The sequence below is a fragment of the Shewanella salipaludis genome (genome assembly GCF_012911865.1).
GTDB classification, from domain to species: domain Bacteria; phylum Pseudomonadota; class Gammaproteobacteria; order Enterobacterales; family Shewanellaceae; genus Shewanella; species Shewanella salipaludis.
In genome coordinates this window covers 1-15,797 of sequence record NZ_JAAXYH010000004.1, presented here as the reverse complement: position 1 = coordinate 15,797, position 15,797 = coordinate 1, and the positions used below count along the sequence as shown (strand labels likewise).

Annotated in this window: 12 protein-coding genes and 1 pseudogene; 6 read left to right on the top strand and 7 right to left on the bottom strand. The window is 53.8% G+C overall.

Annotation, left to right across the window (positions count from 1 at the left end; all coding sequences use genetic code 11):
- Window positions 1-171: 171 nt before the first annotated feature.
- The 3 genes from HC757_RS07320 to HC757_RS07310 all read right to left on the bottom strand — a co-directional run bounded on the left by HC757_RS07320 (window position 172) and on the right by HC757_RS07310 (window position 5,602).
- Window positions 172-3,309, bottom strand: a complete 3,138-nt coding sequence (locus tag HC757_RS07320) for an efflux RND transporter permease subunit (protein WP_169563677.1) — start codon at window positions 3,307-3,309, stop codon at window positions 172-174.
- A gap of 12 nt (window positions 3,310-3,321) precedes the next feature.
- A complete protein-coding gene (locus HC757_RS07315; protein WP_169563676.1) occupies window positions 3,322-4,464 on the bottom strand; it encodes an efflux RND transporter periplasmic adaptor subunit in 1,143 nt (380 codons plus the stop codon).
- A gap of 448 nt (window positions 4,465-4,912) precedes the next feature.
- Window positions 4,913-5,602 carry a DNA-3-methyladenine glycosylase I gene (locus tag HC757_RS07310; protein WP_169563675.1) on the bottom strand — a complete coding sequence of 230 codons (690 nt, stop codon included), beginning with the start codon at window positions 5,600-5,602 and terminating at the stop codon, window positions 4,913-4,915.
- Window positions 5,603-5,854: 252 nt separating this feature from the next.
- Between HC757_RS07310 and HC757_RS07305 the strand changes: the two genes are divergently transcribed.
- Complete coding sequence (locus HC757_RS07305) at window positions 5,855-6,508, top strand: glutathione S-transferase family protein (protein WP_169563674.1); 654 nt, start codon at window positions 5,855-5,857, stop codon at window positions 6,506-6,508.
- 6 nt (window positions 6,509-6,514) lie between these two features.
- Here the strand turns inward: HC757_RS07305 and HC757_RS07300 are convergent, their stop codons facing one another.
- Window positions 6,515-7,045, bottom strand: a complete 531-nt coding sequence (locus HC757_RS07300) for a thioesterase family protein (protein WP_169563673.1) — start codon at window positions 7,043-7,045, stop codon at window positions 6,515-6,517.
- Between the two features lie 146 nt (window positions 7,046-7,191).
- Window positions 7,192-9,228 carry an oligopeptidase A gene (gene prlC, locus HC757_RS07295; protein WP_169563672.1) on the bottom strand — a complete coding sequence of 679 codons (2,037 nt, stop codon included), beginning with the start codon at window positions 9,226-9,228 and terminating at the stop codon, window positions 7,192-7,194.
- Between the two features lie 346 nt (window positions 9,229-9,574).
- Between prlC and HC757_RS19035 the strand changes: the two are divergent.
- From HC757_RS19035 to HC757_RS07270, 5 genes and pseudogenes are all read left to right on the top strand, one after another.
- Window positions 9,575-9,823, top strand: a pseudogene (locus HC757_RS19035) (hypothetical protein); the annotation flags it as partial.
- Between the two features lie 160 nt (window positions 9,824-9,983).
- Window positions 9,984-11,336, top strand: coding sequence for a glutathione-disulfide reductase (gene gorA, locus HC757_RS07285; RefSeq protein WP_169563924.1), 1,353 nt, complete (start codon window positions 9,984-9,986; stop codon window positions 11,334-11,336).
- A gap of 584 nt (window positions 11,337-11,920) precedes the next feature.
- A complete protein-coding gene (locus tag HC757_RS07280; RefSeq protein ID WP_169563670.1) occupies window positions 11,921-12,487 on the top strand; it encodes a hypothetical protein in 567 nt (188 codons plus the stop codon).
- Window positions 12,488-12,652, top strand: coding sequence for a hypothetical protein (locus HC757_RS07275; RefSeq protein WP_169563669.1), 165 nt, complete (start codon window positions 12,488-12,490; stop codon window positions 12,650-12,652).
- Window positions 12,653-12,785: 133 nt separating this feature from the next.
- A complete protein-coding gene (locus tag HC757_RS07270; RefSeq protein WP_169563668.1) occupies window positions 12,786-13,163 on the top strand; it encodes a DUF6404 family protein in 378 nt (125 codons plus the stop codon).
- A gap of 1,091 nt (window positions 13,164-14,254) precedes the next feature.
- On the opposite strand, the gene HC757_RS07265 is transcribed toward HC757_RS07270, so the two are convergent.
- The gene (locus HC757_RS07265) at window positions 14,255-14,707 is read right to left on the bottom strand and encodes a hypothetical protein (RefSeq protein ID WP_169563667.1); all 453 of its coding nucleotides are present in this window, start codon (window positions 14,705-14,707) and stop codon (window positions 14,255-14,257) included.
- Window positions 14,708-14,792: 85 nt separating this feature from the next.
- A complete protein-coding gene (locus HC757_RS07260) occupies window positions 14,793-15,314 on the bottom strand; it encodes a hypothetical protein (RefSeq protein ID WP_169563666.1) in 522 nt (173 codons plus the stop codon).
- Window positions 15,315-15,797: the final 483 nt, after the last annotated feature.

The window sequence follows — 15,797 nt, the reverse complement described above, 5'->3', positions numbered from 1 at the left end:
ATTATCGGAATCAGGCATAAACAACAATCCAGCCGGATTGTGTGAATGCGGGAAATCCTCAAGCCGGCGGCAACCTTGCCGCCGCCAATAAAAAACCCGGCGAGGCAGCCGGGTTTTTTGGTGTTAAGTGCCGGAGCAATCCGGCGCTTAACCAGGAGCTAAATCAAGCGCTTAATCAGGCACTATGACAGTGTCCTGTTCCTTCACTATCTTCTCCCGCTTGCTGAACATATGTTCGACGACCACGAAGAAGGTAGGAATGAAGAAGATCCCCAGGAAGGTCGAGCTCACCATGCCGCCCAATACCCCTGTGCCTATGGCGTTCTGACCACCCGAGCCGACACCCGTGCTGATGGCCAAAGGCAGAACCCCCAGACCAAACGCCAGCGAGGTCATGAGGATAGGACGCAAACGCACCCGTACCGCATGCAGGGTCGCCTCTATCAGACCTGCGCCTCTGTCGTAGTATCCCTTGGCAAACTCGACGATAAGAATGGCATTCTTGGTCGCCAAGCCGACCGTGGTCAGCAGACCCACCTGGAAGAAGACGTCATTCGGCAGGCCACGGCCATTCATCGCCAGCAAGGCCCCGATAACCCCCAGGGGCACCACCAGAACCACAGACAAGGGCACGGACCAGCTCTCATACAGGGCCGCCAATACCAGGAAGACCACCAACACGGACAAGGCATACAAGCCGGGGGCCTGATTGCCGGATAGTCTTTCCTCGTAGGACAGGCCGCTCCACTCTATGCCGAAGCCGGATGGCAACTGCTTGGCCAAGTCTTCCATCAGTACCATGGCGTCACCTGTGCTGAACCCGGGTGCCGTCGACCCCTGGATGTTCATCGCCGACAGGCCGTTGAAGCGCTCCAGTCGTGGCGAACCGTACTCCCAGCTACCGCTGGCGAATGCCGAGAAAGGCACCATATCACCCTGGCTGTTGCGCACATACCAGGCATCCAGATCGTCCGGTTGCATGCGGAACTCTGCGTCGCCCTGGACGTACACCCGCTTCACCCTGCCTCTGTCGATGAAGTCATTCACATAGGAACCACCCCAGGCCGTGGCCAGGACGCTGTTAACATCCGAGATGTTCACCCCCAAGGCGCGTACCTTGGCGTGATCTATGTGCAACTGGTAGGCAGGCGCATCCTCCTGACCGTTGGGACGCACCCCGACCAGGTTGGGATTTTGTGCCGCCAGGCCGAGCAACTGATTGCGGGCCTGCAGCAACTTGTCATGACCCTGGCCATTCTTATCCTGCAGGTAGAGATTGAAGCCATTGGCCGTGCCCAAGGTGATCACCGACGGCGGCACGAAGGCAAACACGAAGGCTTCCTTGAGTTGGGAGAAGGCCCCCATGGCACGCCCGGCGATGGACTGGACATCCGTTCCCGGCGCATGCCGCTCGGACCAGTCCTTGAGGCTGACGAAGGCGATCCCCATGTTCTGGCCATTACCGGCGAAACTGAAGCCGGCGACACTGAACACAGAGTTGACACTCTCGTCCTTGAGGAAATGATCCGACACCTTGTCCAGCACTTTCATGGTGCTTTCCTGGGTGGCGTTGGTCGGCAATATGGTCTGGGTGAACAATATGCCCTGATCTTCGTCCGGCAGGAAGGCGGTCGGCATGCGCAGGAAGATCCAGGCGACGGCGACAACCAGTGCCAGATACAGGCTCATGACCCGCAGCGAACGCTTCAGCAGCTTGGCAACACTGGACTGATAGCGGGAGGTCATATTGTTGAAGTTACGGTTAAACCAACCGAAGAAGCCCGTGTCTGCCTGGGCATGTCCCTTGGGCAAGGGCTTGAGCATGGTCGCACACAGGGCAGGCGTCAGGATCAAGGCCACCAACACGGACAGGCCCATGGCCGAGACTATGGTGATGGAGAATTGACGATAGATGACCCCGGTCGAGCCAGACATGAAGGCCATGGGCACGAATACCGCCGACAGGGTCAGGCCTATGCCCACCAGGGCACCGGTGATCTGATCCATGGACTTGCGGGTCGCCTCCAACGGACTCAGGCCCTCCTCGGCCATGATACGTTCGACGTTTTCCACCACCACAATGGCATCATCCACCAGCAAGCCTATGGCCAGCACCATGGCGAACATGGTCAGGGTATTGATGGAGTAACCTGCGACCGACAGGATCGCAAAGGTGCCGAGCAGCACCACGGGCACGGCTATGGTGGGGATCAGAGTGGCCCTGAGATTCTGCAGGAACAGGTACATGATCACGAACACCAGGACTATGGCTTCGAGCAGGGTATGTACCACGCCTTCGATGGACTTCTCGACGAAGGGGGTGGTGTCGTAGGGATAGACTACGTCCAGCCCGGCGGGGAAGAAAGGCTCCATCTCGGCTATCTTGGCGCGTATGGCTTCGGCGGTCGCCAGCGCATTGGCCCCGGTCGCCAGCTGGATCGCCAGGCCGGTTGCGGGTTTGCCGTTGTAATAGGACACCACAGAGTAACTTTCCGCCCCCAGCTCGACCCGCGCCACATCGCCCAGGTACACCTTGGCGCCCGACGTCTCGGACTTGACGATGATCTGCTTGAATTCATCCGCCGTCTGCAGCCGGCTCTGGGCCGAGACGGTCGCATTCAACTCCTGTCCTTGCACCGCAGGGGCCCCACCCAACTGGCCGGCCGAGACCTGGGCATTCTGCTCGCGAATGGCCGCTACCACGTCCTGGCTGGTCAGATTGTATTGGGTCAACTTCAGCGGCTCGAGCCAGATGCGCATGGCGTATTTGGCGCCGAACAGGGTAATGTCGCCGACCCCAGGGACCCGGCTCATGGGATCCTGAACATTGGAGCCGACGTAATCTGCGATATCGTTCCTGTCCATGGAACCATCGTTGGACACGAATCCCAGCACCATGAGGAAACCTGCGCTGGACTTGCTGACCCCTACGCCCTGGGACTGAACTTCCTGGGGCAACAAGGGCATAGCCAGCTGCAGCTTATTCTGCACTTGTACCTGGGCAATGTCGGCATCCGCCTCGGCATTGAAGGTCAGAGTGATCTGGGCATTACCGAAGCTGTCGCTGGTCGAGTTGATATAGCGCAGATGATCCAGGCCTGTCATGCGCTGCTCTATCACCTGAGTCACCGAGTCCTCGAGCGTTTTGGCCGAAGCCCCCGGATAGTTGGCGCTGATCACCACGGTTGGCGGCGCTATGCTGGGATACTGGGACACGGGCAGGCCATTGATGGCCAGGACACCCGTGAGCATTATTATGATGGCGATGACCCAAGCGAAGATAGGGTGATCGATGAAGAAACGTGCCATAGATCCGCCCCGTTAGTCTGCTTGGTTTGCCGAAAGGGTTTTGGTCGTGACCTGAGCGCCGGGACGTATCTTTTGCAGCCCCTCGACGATCAATGTCTCACCCGCTGTCATGCCTTCTGTGACTCGCCACTGATGATCTATCACCTCGGCCGTCTTCACTACCCTGGATTCTACCTGGCCCTGTTCATTCACCAACATGGCCACCGCCTGTCCCTTGGCATTGCGTGTGATCGCCTTCTGCGGCACCAGAATGGCGGCGGGATCTGTGCCGACATTCACCAGGGCGCGCACATACATGCCGGGCAACAGGATACCCTCGGGATTGGGGAACTCGGCCCTGATGATCACTGTGCCCGTGCTCTCGTCGACACTCACCTCGGAGAAACGCAACTTGCCCGGGTGCCCGTAATGGCTGCCATCTTCGAGTATCAGCTCGACGCTGGCATTATCATCCGCCTGTAACTTGCCTTGCCTCAGCCTGGCTTTCAAACTCAGGAGCTGAGCACTGGATTGCACTATATCGACATTGATGGGATCCAGCTGCTGGATGGTCGCCAAAGCCTGGCCCTGATTCGCAGTCACCAGGGCACCTGCGGTGACGCTGGACTTGCCGATACGCCCGGAAATGGGCGCCAACACTTGGGTGTATTGCAGGTTGATCTTGGCCGTGTTGATCGCCGCGTCGGCAACAGTCACACTGGCCAGACTCTCCTGGTAGGCGGCCTGGGCCTCGTCGAAATCCTGCTGGCTGATGGCCTTGGTCTTCACCAGCTCGGCATAACGCTTCGCCCTGGCCTTGGCCGATGCCAACGCCGCCACCGCCCTGGCCTTCTGCGCCTCGGCACTCACCAGCGCCGCCTGGTAGGTCGCGGGATCTATCTGATACAGGGACTCGCCCTGTGCGACCAGGCCCCCCTCGGTGAAACTGCGCTTGGTGATGATACCGCTGACCTGGGGCCGGACTTCGGCCTCGAGAAAGGCGTGACTGCGGCCCGGCAACTCCACCTGGAGTGCCTGGGGCTGAGCGACGACATTCATGGTACCCACTTCCATGGGGGCGGGACCCGGGGCCGAGGCTTGATCCGCGCTGGGTTTGCAGCCGCCGACCCATAAGCCCAAACCTATAATAGAGGCAACTTTCAATACATGCCGCATGTGAACTCCTGTCTATGTCTGTCGCGCACCGAGCCGAAAAACCTTTTCAGCTCCTGGATGTGCAGAACGCTATTTAATCAATTTTCGATATCCCGCTTTTATCTCACACCCTAAGGTAATCAACAAGAAAAGCCGGTATTGAAATTGTAAACTAATGAAAATTCTGATCCTTCACCCGCTACTCTTATTATCTGTATGTTACAGAAAACCTTGAGGGTGAGCGTTTGTTAAATTTATGCTATCGACCCGGATGAGCTTTGGGTCTGAGATTGATGCGGCTTGAAACAGCATAGCCGCCAGGCAAAAAACGCTCCAAGGCGCAGTTAGGGAGGAGGAAGATAACAGCTTGGATTGCCTCGATAAACGGGATTGTTTGGAATCATTGGTCCCGGATAACGGAACCATGAGGCGGCCGGACCACAGGCCCTTCATGGCTCACAGCAGCGGCTTAGATACGATTATCGCCGACGCTGCAGGCCAGGACACGGCTGATACATGCCAGGCTGAGACCGGACTCGCGCTGCCAGGCGTTGAAGATCTGCTGCACTTGCCTGAGGCCGGTTTGGGAGCCGAAGCCGGCATCCACCAACTTGTGGGCCTTGAAATAGCCCTGGACATCATCGGTCAACAGGAAGGTGTCTTTGCCTATGCCGCGCAGGAAATAGGGCCCGGTATTGCCACCCAAACGGGCGCCGCGCTTCTTCAACGCCTGCCACAGGCCGGTAATGTCCGCCGTTGGCCATGCGGCGAGATAGTGGGCGAAGCTGCCATGTTCCCTGGCGATATCCAGCACCATGGCGGCATTGTCATAGATGGCCTGGGTCTTACTGGCATGGCGAATGAGTTTGGGATCGCTCGCCCTGGCCGCCAACTGCTCCGGCGACAACATCAGCACCTTGTGAGGCTCGAAGCCGAAGAAGGCGGTCTCATATTCGGGCCACTTGTTATCCACCACCCGCCAGACGAAGCCACTCTGAAATACCTGTCGGCTCATGGCAGAAAGCAGCTCGGCATCCGCATATTGCGCTAGCTCCTCGGCGCTCAACACCTGGGGCAAGAGCGCCTGCAGGCCGGCCTCGCCGCCCTTGCGGTCACAGGCACGCCGGTAAATGGCGGCAAAAGCTTCTGCTGAATGCATATTGATTTCCTCATGGGTCATGGCGCTATGGCAACTATGCCGAGGCGAAAGAAAACGCGACTCATTATAAGTCAGATACTTGTCTGCGAAACAATGGCCTGTCGCCCGGATGTCAATTTGAGCCGCGGCCCCAGGGGCGAGATCTCCCCTGAATACCAGCCACCACGGGGGTTGGCGATTTTTTGCAGGCCCTTTTCCTATTCGGCTACCAAGGTCTAAAGTTAATTTAGGCACACGAATGGAGCTCGCTCTATGGAGCTGTTTTACCACCCCTTATCCCGCTACTCACAGAAGGTCTTGCTTTCCCTGTATGAAAAGCAAGTCAATTTCTATCCCAGGGTGACAGATCTGCGGGATCCTGTGACCAGGGGCCATTTCCGGGCCTTATTTCCCCTCGCCAGACTGCCCATGCTCAAATGCCTGGATGGCAGGCTGTTGCCGGACGCCAGCATCATAGCCGAATATTTGGACCACAGGTTCGATTCCGGCACCCGGCTGCTGCCCGAAGATCCCGACCGCAACCTGGAGGTGCGCCTCTATGACAGGCTGATAGATCAAGATCTCAATGCCCCGCTATTTCAACTGGATAAACTCAGACAACCCCAGGCAGACAAACAAGACAGCCTGCAAATCAAATCCCTGGAAAAATCACTCAAGTTAGCGCTGGAGGCCTTGGATCTGCGCTTGGCCGGGCAACACTGGCTCTGTGGCGACAGCTTGACCCTGGCCGACTGCGCCTTCATTCCCTGCCTGTCCCGTTGCCAGGACCTGCTGTCGCTGTTGGAGCTGGAGCATCTGGCCAGATACTGGCAACAGGCACAGCTGCGCGGTGCCTGGGTGTTGGTGCAGGAAGAAGTCGATCTGGCGCATATGAATGAACTCAACGGGCTGCAGACACAGATCTAGCCAAGGTTAAGTGTTGCGCTGCTTCTTCAGCTGCAAAAACTCTTTCCAATGCAGCACATCCGCCGGCAACTCAGGGGGCGCTGCGTCGAAATCCGCCGCGTCCAGCAGCTGCGGTATCGGCACTTGTTTGCCCTTGCAGACGAACACGCCGCGCACATAGGCGATACAGTGCAGGCCACGCTTGCTGACGAACCTCTGTTCTATATAAAAGTATTTCTCGTCCCAGCCCACCAGCTTGGTTTCTATGTCGAATATCTGCAACGGCTTGATATCGCGGATATAGGTAAACTCGGCGGCGTTGACTATCGGCATCCACTTGAGCTTGAGAAAACGCTTCAGCAGTCCCATCTCGGCCAGCATATAGGTCCTGGCCAGATCCATGAAGGCCGGATAACGCGAGTTGGTGAGGTGAAAATTGACATCGCAGTCGCTCGGCAGGGCGCGGTACCTGATGTGACTGGTGCCCAGGAAGCCTATCGACTTGCAGTGGCGGGTGCGCCAGATGAATAACCAGAACAACCTAAAATACAGATTCATAACTCGTTTTCCCCTTGAATAAGCCACACAGGCTAACAGAGGTCGTACCAGAGGGCAAGGGAGCCGCCCGGGCTCAAGCAGACAAAAAATAAGGCGTCCGGAGACGCCTTATTTGCCACAGCCATAGCACGGCCGACGGGCCGGGATCAGGCCTGTATGCCCGAATGCCTCAGCAGGGCATCTATGTTGGGTTCACGCCCCATGAAGCGCTTGAACAACACCATGGGTTCCTCGGATCCGCCCATCTCCAGTATGTTATGCAGGAAGCTGCGCCCTGTGTCGGCATTGAATATGCCTTCGGCCTCGAAGCGGGAGAAGGCATCGGCAGACAGGACCTCGGCCCACTTGTAGCTGTAATAACCCGCCGCATAACCGCCGGCGAAGATATGGGCGAAACCATGTTGAAAACGATTGAAGGCCGGCGGCACTATCACGGCCACCTCGCTGCGCACGCGATCCAGGGTCTGCTGCACCCTGGCTCCCAGCTTGGGATCATATTCATAGTGCAGCCTGAAATCGAACAGCGACAGCTCCAACTGCCTCAGCATGAGTATGCCTGACTGGAAGTTTTTCGCCGCCAGCACCTTGTCCAGCAGGGACTTGGGCAGGGGCTCGCCGGTCTCATAGTGACCGGATATTTCCGCCAATGCCTCTTCCTGCCAGCACCAGTTCTCCATGAACTGGCTCGGCAACTCCACCGCATCCCAGGCAACACCATTGATGCCCGAGACCCCGCCGACCTCTATCTTGGTCAGCATATGGTGGATGCCATGACCGAACTCATGGAACAGGGTGATCACTTCATCATGGGTAAACAGCGCAGGTTTGCCGTTGACCGGGCCGTTGAAGTTACAGGTCAGGTAGGCCACAGGCTTCTGCAGCCCGGCGGCCGTCATCCGCCGCACCCGGCAATCGTCCATCCAGGCGCCGCCGCGTTTGCCGCTGCGGGCATAGAGGTCCAGATAGAAGCTGCCCCTGTGGACCTTGTCTTCATCCAGAATGTCGAAGAAACGCACGTCTTTATGCCAGACATCCACACCCTGGCGTTCGGCTATCGTCAGGCCGAACAGGCGCGAGACGGTATAGAAGAGGCCGGACAGCACCTTGTTCTCGGGGAAGTAGGGCCGCAGCATCTCCTGGGACACTTGATATCTGTGATGCTGGAGTTTCTCGGCATAGAAACTCAGATCCCAGGCCTGCAGCTCCTCGGCCCCATGTTCCTTGGCGGCGAAGGCCTTGAGTTCGGCGAGCTCTGTCTTGGCCTGGGCCTGGGTGCGCTTGGCCAGTTCGTTGAGGAAGTTGAGCACTTGCTCGGGCGTCTCGGCCATCTTGGTCGCCAGGGATTCGTGGGCGTAACTGTCGAACCCCAGCAGATTGGCGACCTCATGACGCAGCGCCAGTATTTCATCCATCAGCGGGCCGTTGTCGAACTCGCCGGCATTGGGACCCTGATCCGAGGCCCGGGTCACGAAGGCGCGATAACACTCCTCCCGCAGCGCGCGATTCTCACAATAGGTCATCACAGGCAGGTATGAGGGGAAATCCAGGGTGAACAACCAACCTGGCTGTTCCTTGGCTTCGGCCATGGCCTTGGCCGCCGCCAGTGCGGATTCGGGCAAACCCGCAAGCTCGGCTTCATTGGTGACCAGCTTGCTCCAGGCCTGGGTGGCATCGAGCAACTGATTCGAGAAACGGCTGGTAAGCTCGGACAGACGTTTGACTATCTCGCCGTAGCGCAGCTTCTGCTCATCGTCCAGGCCTATGCCGGACAGCTCGAAGTCACGCAGCGCATGTTCTATCACTGTCTTCTGCGCCTGACTCAGGCCGGCAAATTCATCCGCGGCCCTCAAAGCCTTGTAGGCCTGATACAGGCCCTGGTGCTGGCCGACATAGGTGCCATATTCGGACAACAGCGGCAGACAGGCATCGTGAGCGGCGCGCCAGGCATCTGTGCTGAGCACAGAGTTCATATGGGACACGGGCGACCAGATCTGGCTCAGCTCATCGTCGACCTGCTCCAGCGGCGCCACCAGATTATCCCAGCTGGGTACCTCGGCGGTCAGCACTTCTTCTATCTTGGCGCGGCACTTGGCCAGAGCCTGTTCGACGGCCGGCTGGATATGCTCGGGCTTGATCTGTGAAAAAGGCGGCAGCTCCGCGGGAACCAGCAAAGGGTTGCTCATGATTTGTCCTTAGCACTCTGATAGGTAATCTCCTATAGATAGGGGCGCCGGTGGCATTAATCAAGGCCGGCGCGCGAAAGTCGCTGCCGCTGGCACTCGCCCGCCGGGCGACTAAGCTTAACCTCTGGCCACGATACTCTGGCCAGGGATTAAGGCTTGAGGCTTGAGAATTAAGGTTTGAAGATTAAGGAGACAAGGAATGTCAACCGGACTCGGTCATCTCATCATAGCCGCCTGCCTGAGCTGCGCCAGCTGCCAGTGCCTGGGCCAGGACTCATCCCCCCATGCGGTGACGGCACGCCGACTGACGACGCATGTGCCGGTGCCATCCGGGATAGCCGGCACAGCCCAGAAACGCCCGCAGAGCCGCAAGCAAACACTCGCCAGTCGCGCCCATGTCGCCAACGATCCCGGCTGCCGCTGGCTGGATAATCGCATGGATCAGCTCGAAGCCCAGCTCAGGGTCAAAAACAACAGCTTCGTTCAGGGCTACCGCAGCGAACTCGCCACTCGCAGCCGCGAGTGGCAATGCCTGAAGTGTGGGGCCGAAGGCCCGAGTCAGGCCGATCACAACCACTGCCAGCACAGACGCTAAGGACGGCGGGAAATATTCCGCCGGCATCCAGGGTCTTATCGGACACCACTTTGCTTGGAGGCCAAAGCCGCGACTAAAGCAAAGCTGGTCTGACACTTTAATCCCCCCTACAATGGCCCCAAGCCTTACCCACTGATTTGAATTTAAAACGGAGACCATGATGGCCCAACATTTTGACTATATCTGCCTGGGCGCAGGCAGCGGCGGTATCGCCTCGGCAAACCGTGCCGCCATGCGCGGCGCCAAGGTGCTGCTCATAGAGGCCAAGCAGGTCGGTGGCACCTGTGTAAATGTGGGCTGTGTTCCCAAGAAAGTCATGTGGTATGGCGCCCATGTCGCCGAAGCCATGCAGCTCTATGCCAAAGACTATGGCTTCGACGTCACGGTCAATAACTTCGACTGGAACACCTTGGTCGCCAGCCGCGAGGCCTATATCAAACGCATCCACGCCGGCTATGATCGCGGCCTGGCCGGCAACGGCGTGACCCTGATCAACGGCTTCGGTCGCTTCGTCGACAACCGCACCCTGGAAGTCAACGGCGAGCGCTACAGCGCCAACCATATCCTCATCGCCACCGGCGGCGCACCGACCATCCCCAATATTCCCGGCTCGGAGCACGGCATAGACTCGGATGGCTTCTTCGCCCTGCGCGAACAGCCCAAGCGCGTCGCAGTGGTGGGCGCCGGCTACATAGCAGTCGAACTGGCGGGCGTGCTGCATGCGCTGGGCAGCGACACCCATCTGTTGGTGCGCAAACACTCACCGCTGCGCGACTTCGATCCCATGCTCAATCAGGCACTGGTGGATGCCATGGCCGAAGAAGGCCCGACGCTGCACACCTACAGCGTGCCCAAATCGGTGGAAAAGCATGCCGATGGCAGCCTGACACTGTTCCTCGAAAACGGTGAGAGCCTGACGGTCGACTGCCTGATCTGGGCCATAGGCCGCGCACCGGCAACCGACAACATAGGCCTGGAAAACACCGAAGTGACCCGCGACGCCAAGGGCTACATAATCACAGACGAGCAGCAGAATACCAACGATCCCGGCATCTACTGCGTCGGCGACATCATGGCCGGCGGCGTCGAACTCACGCCTGTGGCCGTCAAGGCCGGACGCCTGCTGTCCGAGCGGCTGTTCAACGGCATGACAGAGGCCAGGATGGACTACAGCGCCATCCCCACAGTGGTCTTCAGCCACCCGCCGATCGGCACCATGGGGCTGACAGAGCCGCAGGCGCGCGAGCAGTATGGCGACCAGGTGAAGGTCTACACTTCGACCTTCACCTCCATGTACACGGCCGTTACCGCCCACCGTCAGGCCTGTCAGATGAAACTGGTGTGTGTCGGCGGCAACGAGAGGGTCGTCGGCATCCACGGCATAGGCTTCGGCATGGACGAGATACTCCAGGGATTCGGCGTGGCACTGAAGATGGGCGCCACCAAGGCCGACTTCGACGCCGTGGTCGCCATCCACCCGACAGGTGCCGAAGAGTTCGTTACCATGAGATAAGAGCATGCGCTAAGAGCAGAGCATGCACTAAGAACAGAGCATGCGCCAAGGGCCGACACTGAGCCCTTGTCTGATAAATGAAAAGCTGCCGGGGAAACCAGGCAGCTTTTTTTTTGGCTGTGATACATCGCCGGCGACGCGCTGTCACACTGCTACCCCAATGACTCGCTGTGAAGCCATCCCTGGCCGCTCGACGAACGCATCCCTGCTTTCGACTGTCATTGGCGCAGCAGTGCCTATACAGGTTTTCCACCCTGGCTTCAGTGTCAGTTTTAATAACACGACCCAATAACCAGGTGATAAATCTCAGGGGAAGATCACAGAGAACATCAGCTCACCTTCGAAGTAACCCAAGGGCATTGGCGTCTGCGGCAATATTGGGGTTAAGTCGTGAGGAGAGTAGTAAGGAGAGTGGTGCCTGTCCCACCTTTCTTGCGCGTTTAGCCGGAAGGCATTGGACTAAAATCGAACTTAATGCTTTACACAACAGTAACTTGTGATAACGTGGCTTGTATTAGACTAATGTACATATGCGCATGTGCGTATGCGCGCTATTAAAATGTTAGCTGCTCACAGAGGAAAGTATGGAGCACTTTGTAAAAATACTAGAAATATTAGCTTGGCCATTGGTGGTATTAGTAGCCATGTTTCAATTCAAAAAAGATCTGGGCAGTGTACTAAGGAGGCTCGTCAAAGTTGAAACCTCGGCTGCAAAAATGATGTTTAACGAAGAGCTGGAAGAAATTGAACAAAAACTACCTGATTCCACAATAGAAAAATCTGGCGAGAGCAGTAAATGGCTTTCTGAAATGCTGCAGATTGCAAAGTTAAATCCAAGAGCTGCAATAATTGAAGCTTGGACAGCAATAGAGGTTGCTTGTATTGAACTTGGAATGGTGGCTGGAGCTACAATGCCAAGGTTTAGCCCAAGGGCTCTAGAAGAATTTTTATACCAAATTCCAGATTTCGATAAAGAAATGATTAATCGCGTAATGGACCTTCGTAAGTTAAGAAACCGAGTTACCCACGGAATGGATGCTGACTTTGATTTCATTGATGCAGAAAAATATATTGAGCTGGCTGATAAAACAGTCAGTGCACTAAATGCAGCTAACAAGCAAAAGCAGGTTAAGATACACAGAGAGTATTAAATGGACTTTATTCTAAATATTCTAATAGCATTAGGGTTATTGCCAGCAAAAGATTTAGCCGATTCAATGCAAAAATCAAAAACGTTAACAATCATGGTCGTAGTTGGGCTTATAGTTTTTGGTGGCTTTGTTCTATTTCTGTTTCAGATGGCAGGTAATCAATAATCAGATTATGGTGTAGCAACCAACCAACAAGGCAATAAAGCAGGACAAAAACAGTTGATTTTTGCTCCTTCGCCGCTTATTTTAACCAACTTTTTTGCCTCTTAATGAGGCGTTAGCCATCAATCGGGGTTATATGTCATTTCAAAACAAAGTAGAAATTTATCGTAGTTTGATGAGTGACAAAGGTTTTTCAAAAAATACCTATGCTCCACCGTTATACAGATGGTTATGGAAATGCGGTGTTAAAATAAAGCCACCTCATGCATCTGAATTCAAAGTTAATTTAATGGTGCAGGCAACTTTTTTCTTCAGTATTTTTGCTGTTGTTTTATTTTTTGTTTCACTTTTCGCCAATGATATTGGTTTAAACCTACCAACAGGGTCACAAGTAGCGACATTGTATTTAGAAAATGTTTTAGTATCTGTTCTATTTGGACTTGCAGTTTCATTTAATATTTTGCAGGTGAAGAAAAAGAATAAGATCCCCAACTGGGCAGAAATAAATGACTAGCAAGGCATTAAACAATGACTCAGAACTGTTTGACTTTGCTCCTGTTTATGCATTCGTTATAACTTAAATAGGAATTGAGTATCAATGAAACAGGGAAGGTCAAATCTAACCATTTTTTCATCCTAAATTCAATAATTTTCCCTGCTTTTGCTCATGGTCCAAACTGGGCTTATTACACAATCTATGCAGGCCTATTCTTAGGTGTTATTTGGATTGCATGGAAAATAATAATTTACGTTATATTCCCTTTTATTAGGAAACTTATTGGGTATAAATAAGGTTTAAGTATCAGCAACTGAGTTATTAAATGAACAGATGAACAGATGAACAGATGAACAGATGGACAGGACATCCTCATACACTGGACCTTAAGCATTTAAAATAGTTGGAACAGTCACAACTCTCTTGTGAACACACAGCCGAAAGAGTGCACCCAATTCCCCTTCGAAGTTGCCGCTGGGCGTTGAAGAAAATAGCGTGGGGCTGACAGGATGTCAGCTTAGCTTTCGCTGGGCATGGATGCCCCATCGGAAGCGTTAGTTATTTTCTAATAAGCACAAGGAGTACGATTCCATCGGGCAGCACTGGCCAGGTTTTCAAAAAAGTAAGAGGGGACTTGCTGCTGAGCCCCCTCTTGGCCGGGTGTGGATTAAAAACCCACGACTTTCTCCAAACGAAGTTCGGCAATAAAAGAAACACAAACCCAATATAAATAGTCTGATTTTGAGAGTAATCAATCAGACCATTTATCAACATGTTTTGGCTGTTATTTCTCTTTGCCAGGATCAGGAATGCTCGTTACTTTCCTTCCCATTTGCATCGTTCTTGGGGATCTCCTCGGGGTGTTTGGTGTAATACCAAGTACAAAGAGTATCAACAAACAAAAGATACAAAAGCATCCCAAAGAGAATTAACGCACCTAATCTAGGTTTTGTCATATCACTCACATCCTAACTCCCACTGAAAGTAATCAAAAACGATACTCAGCAAAGTATCCAAATGCCAAATAACTATGACCCCACCTCCGAAGGTGAAAATATTTTTGATGGTCCTCCACCCATAGGCACGCCATGTATATTTAATTTTACTCATTAGTCTCCTCCATGTTCCGGCTGAGTAGTGGATTCAGGTAAGGCTATAAACGCCGGGATATTTTGCATCAATGTCTCTATGCCAGAACTAAGCTGTTGCGACGATGGCAAGGTTACACCTATCGTTGCATTGGTCTGAAAATAAGGGATACTGAGTTGAGCCGGCAACGGCTGCTGAGTCACACGACTACTCATCCCCGATCCTAAGCCATAAAATAAACCACCAAATACAACACTTGTCCTCACAGATTTATTCTCGTCGTAAAAATAATTATTTGTCGCCGTATTGCTGCCCGCTCCCACTGCACCGAGCAGCGCATTAGCTTTCCATGAGTTGCTGGCCAGCGGCCCAAAGGTCAGGGCTGTCGCCATCGCATTCACCGTCTGGTCCGGGCGATAATCGCCGCCTTGGATGGTTTGGCCCGCGACATCAAAACCACCTGCTGTGGTCAACGAAATGAAAGTTCCTCTCCCCCCAAAGCATACAGGGAAGCGACACTGGTAATTGGCAATCCCACCGTCATTGCCATGCCGGTATTCAGCTTATTTCTCTATTTTTTGGCTGTTTTTTCTCTTTTTTCTCTTTTTTCTCTTTTTTCTCTTTTTCCGGAAGAGTAAAAAAAGAAATCAGCAAGGAAGAAACAGCACCAAGCAAAAAAAACTGGAAATAATGTGGGTCTAACAAGCTGGATGAGTTGGGGAAAAAAATAGAAGAACGTTTAGGGTACATCAGCATGACAAACATGCAGGTCCAAAAGTGCGCCACTCCCCCCCCTAATATAAAAACTAATATGTAATTTTTTATAGACGTATATAAGCGAAAATAAACATACAATACAGCAAGAATGGTTGAAGGTATACTATAAAAAATAAATCCAAAAATCCCAAATACTACATACCGCCACAAACCACCCTCCCACCCAGGTTTATGGAATACTGCAGGATCACCATATTTAAAAAACGCCCACAATTCAGCCACGGAAATAAAAATAATCCCAGCAAAAAATGGACACAGTGAAAACCATAAAAAAACTTTTAATTTAGGATAATTACTCTTCACGGCTTACAACCTTGCGCCTCAAAAACATACACAGGAATCCTCATACACTGGGCCTTAAGCATTCAAGTGCCGCCTAATTCCATCTAAACTATTGTCTTTCCTTGATTTTACCTGGGGACTTCGTTTACAGGTTTCAGCTATAAATTTCACCGCCCAAGCCACGTCAGCGACAAGCTGACCTCAGCATAGGCGCAGATGTCGATACAGAAAATGGCCGACAAGACCTTGATTTTATCGACAATCCAGCCGCGTCTGTGCTCATAGCTCTTACCGGTAAGTTGATCCTCGCCACACAAGAAAGCCCTGCGTACACAACGATTTATCACGTGATAAAACGGCGTCGCCTGTGGATCGATCTGTAGTGGTCAACCTTTTTTGGCCACGGTTTTATACGCAAGCCAGAACCTTCTCTCTGACTCACTTGGTGTCAGACCGCCATTATATTGATGCGGCCTGACCTGGCTGTAATATCCAACGATATAT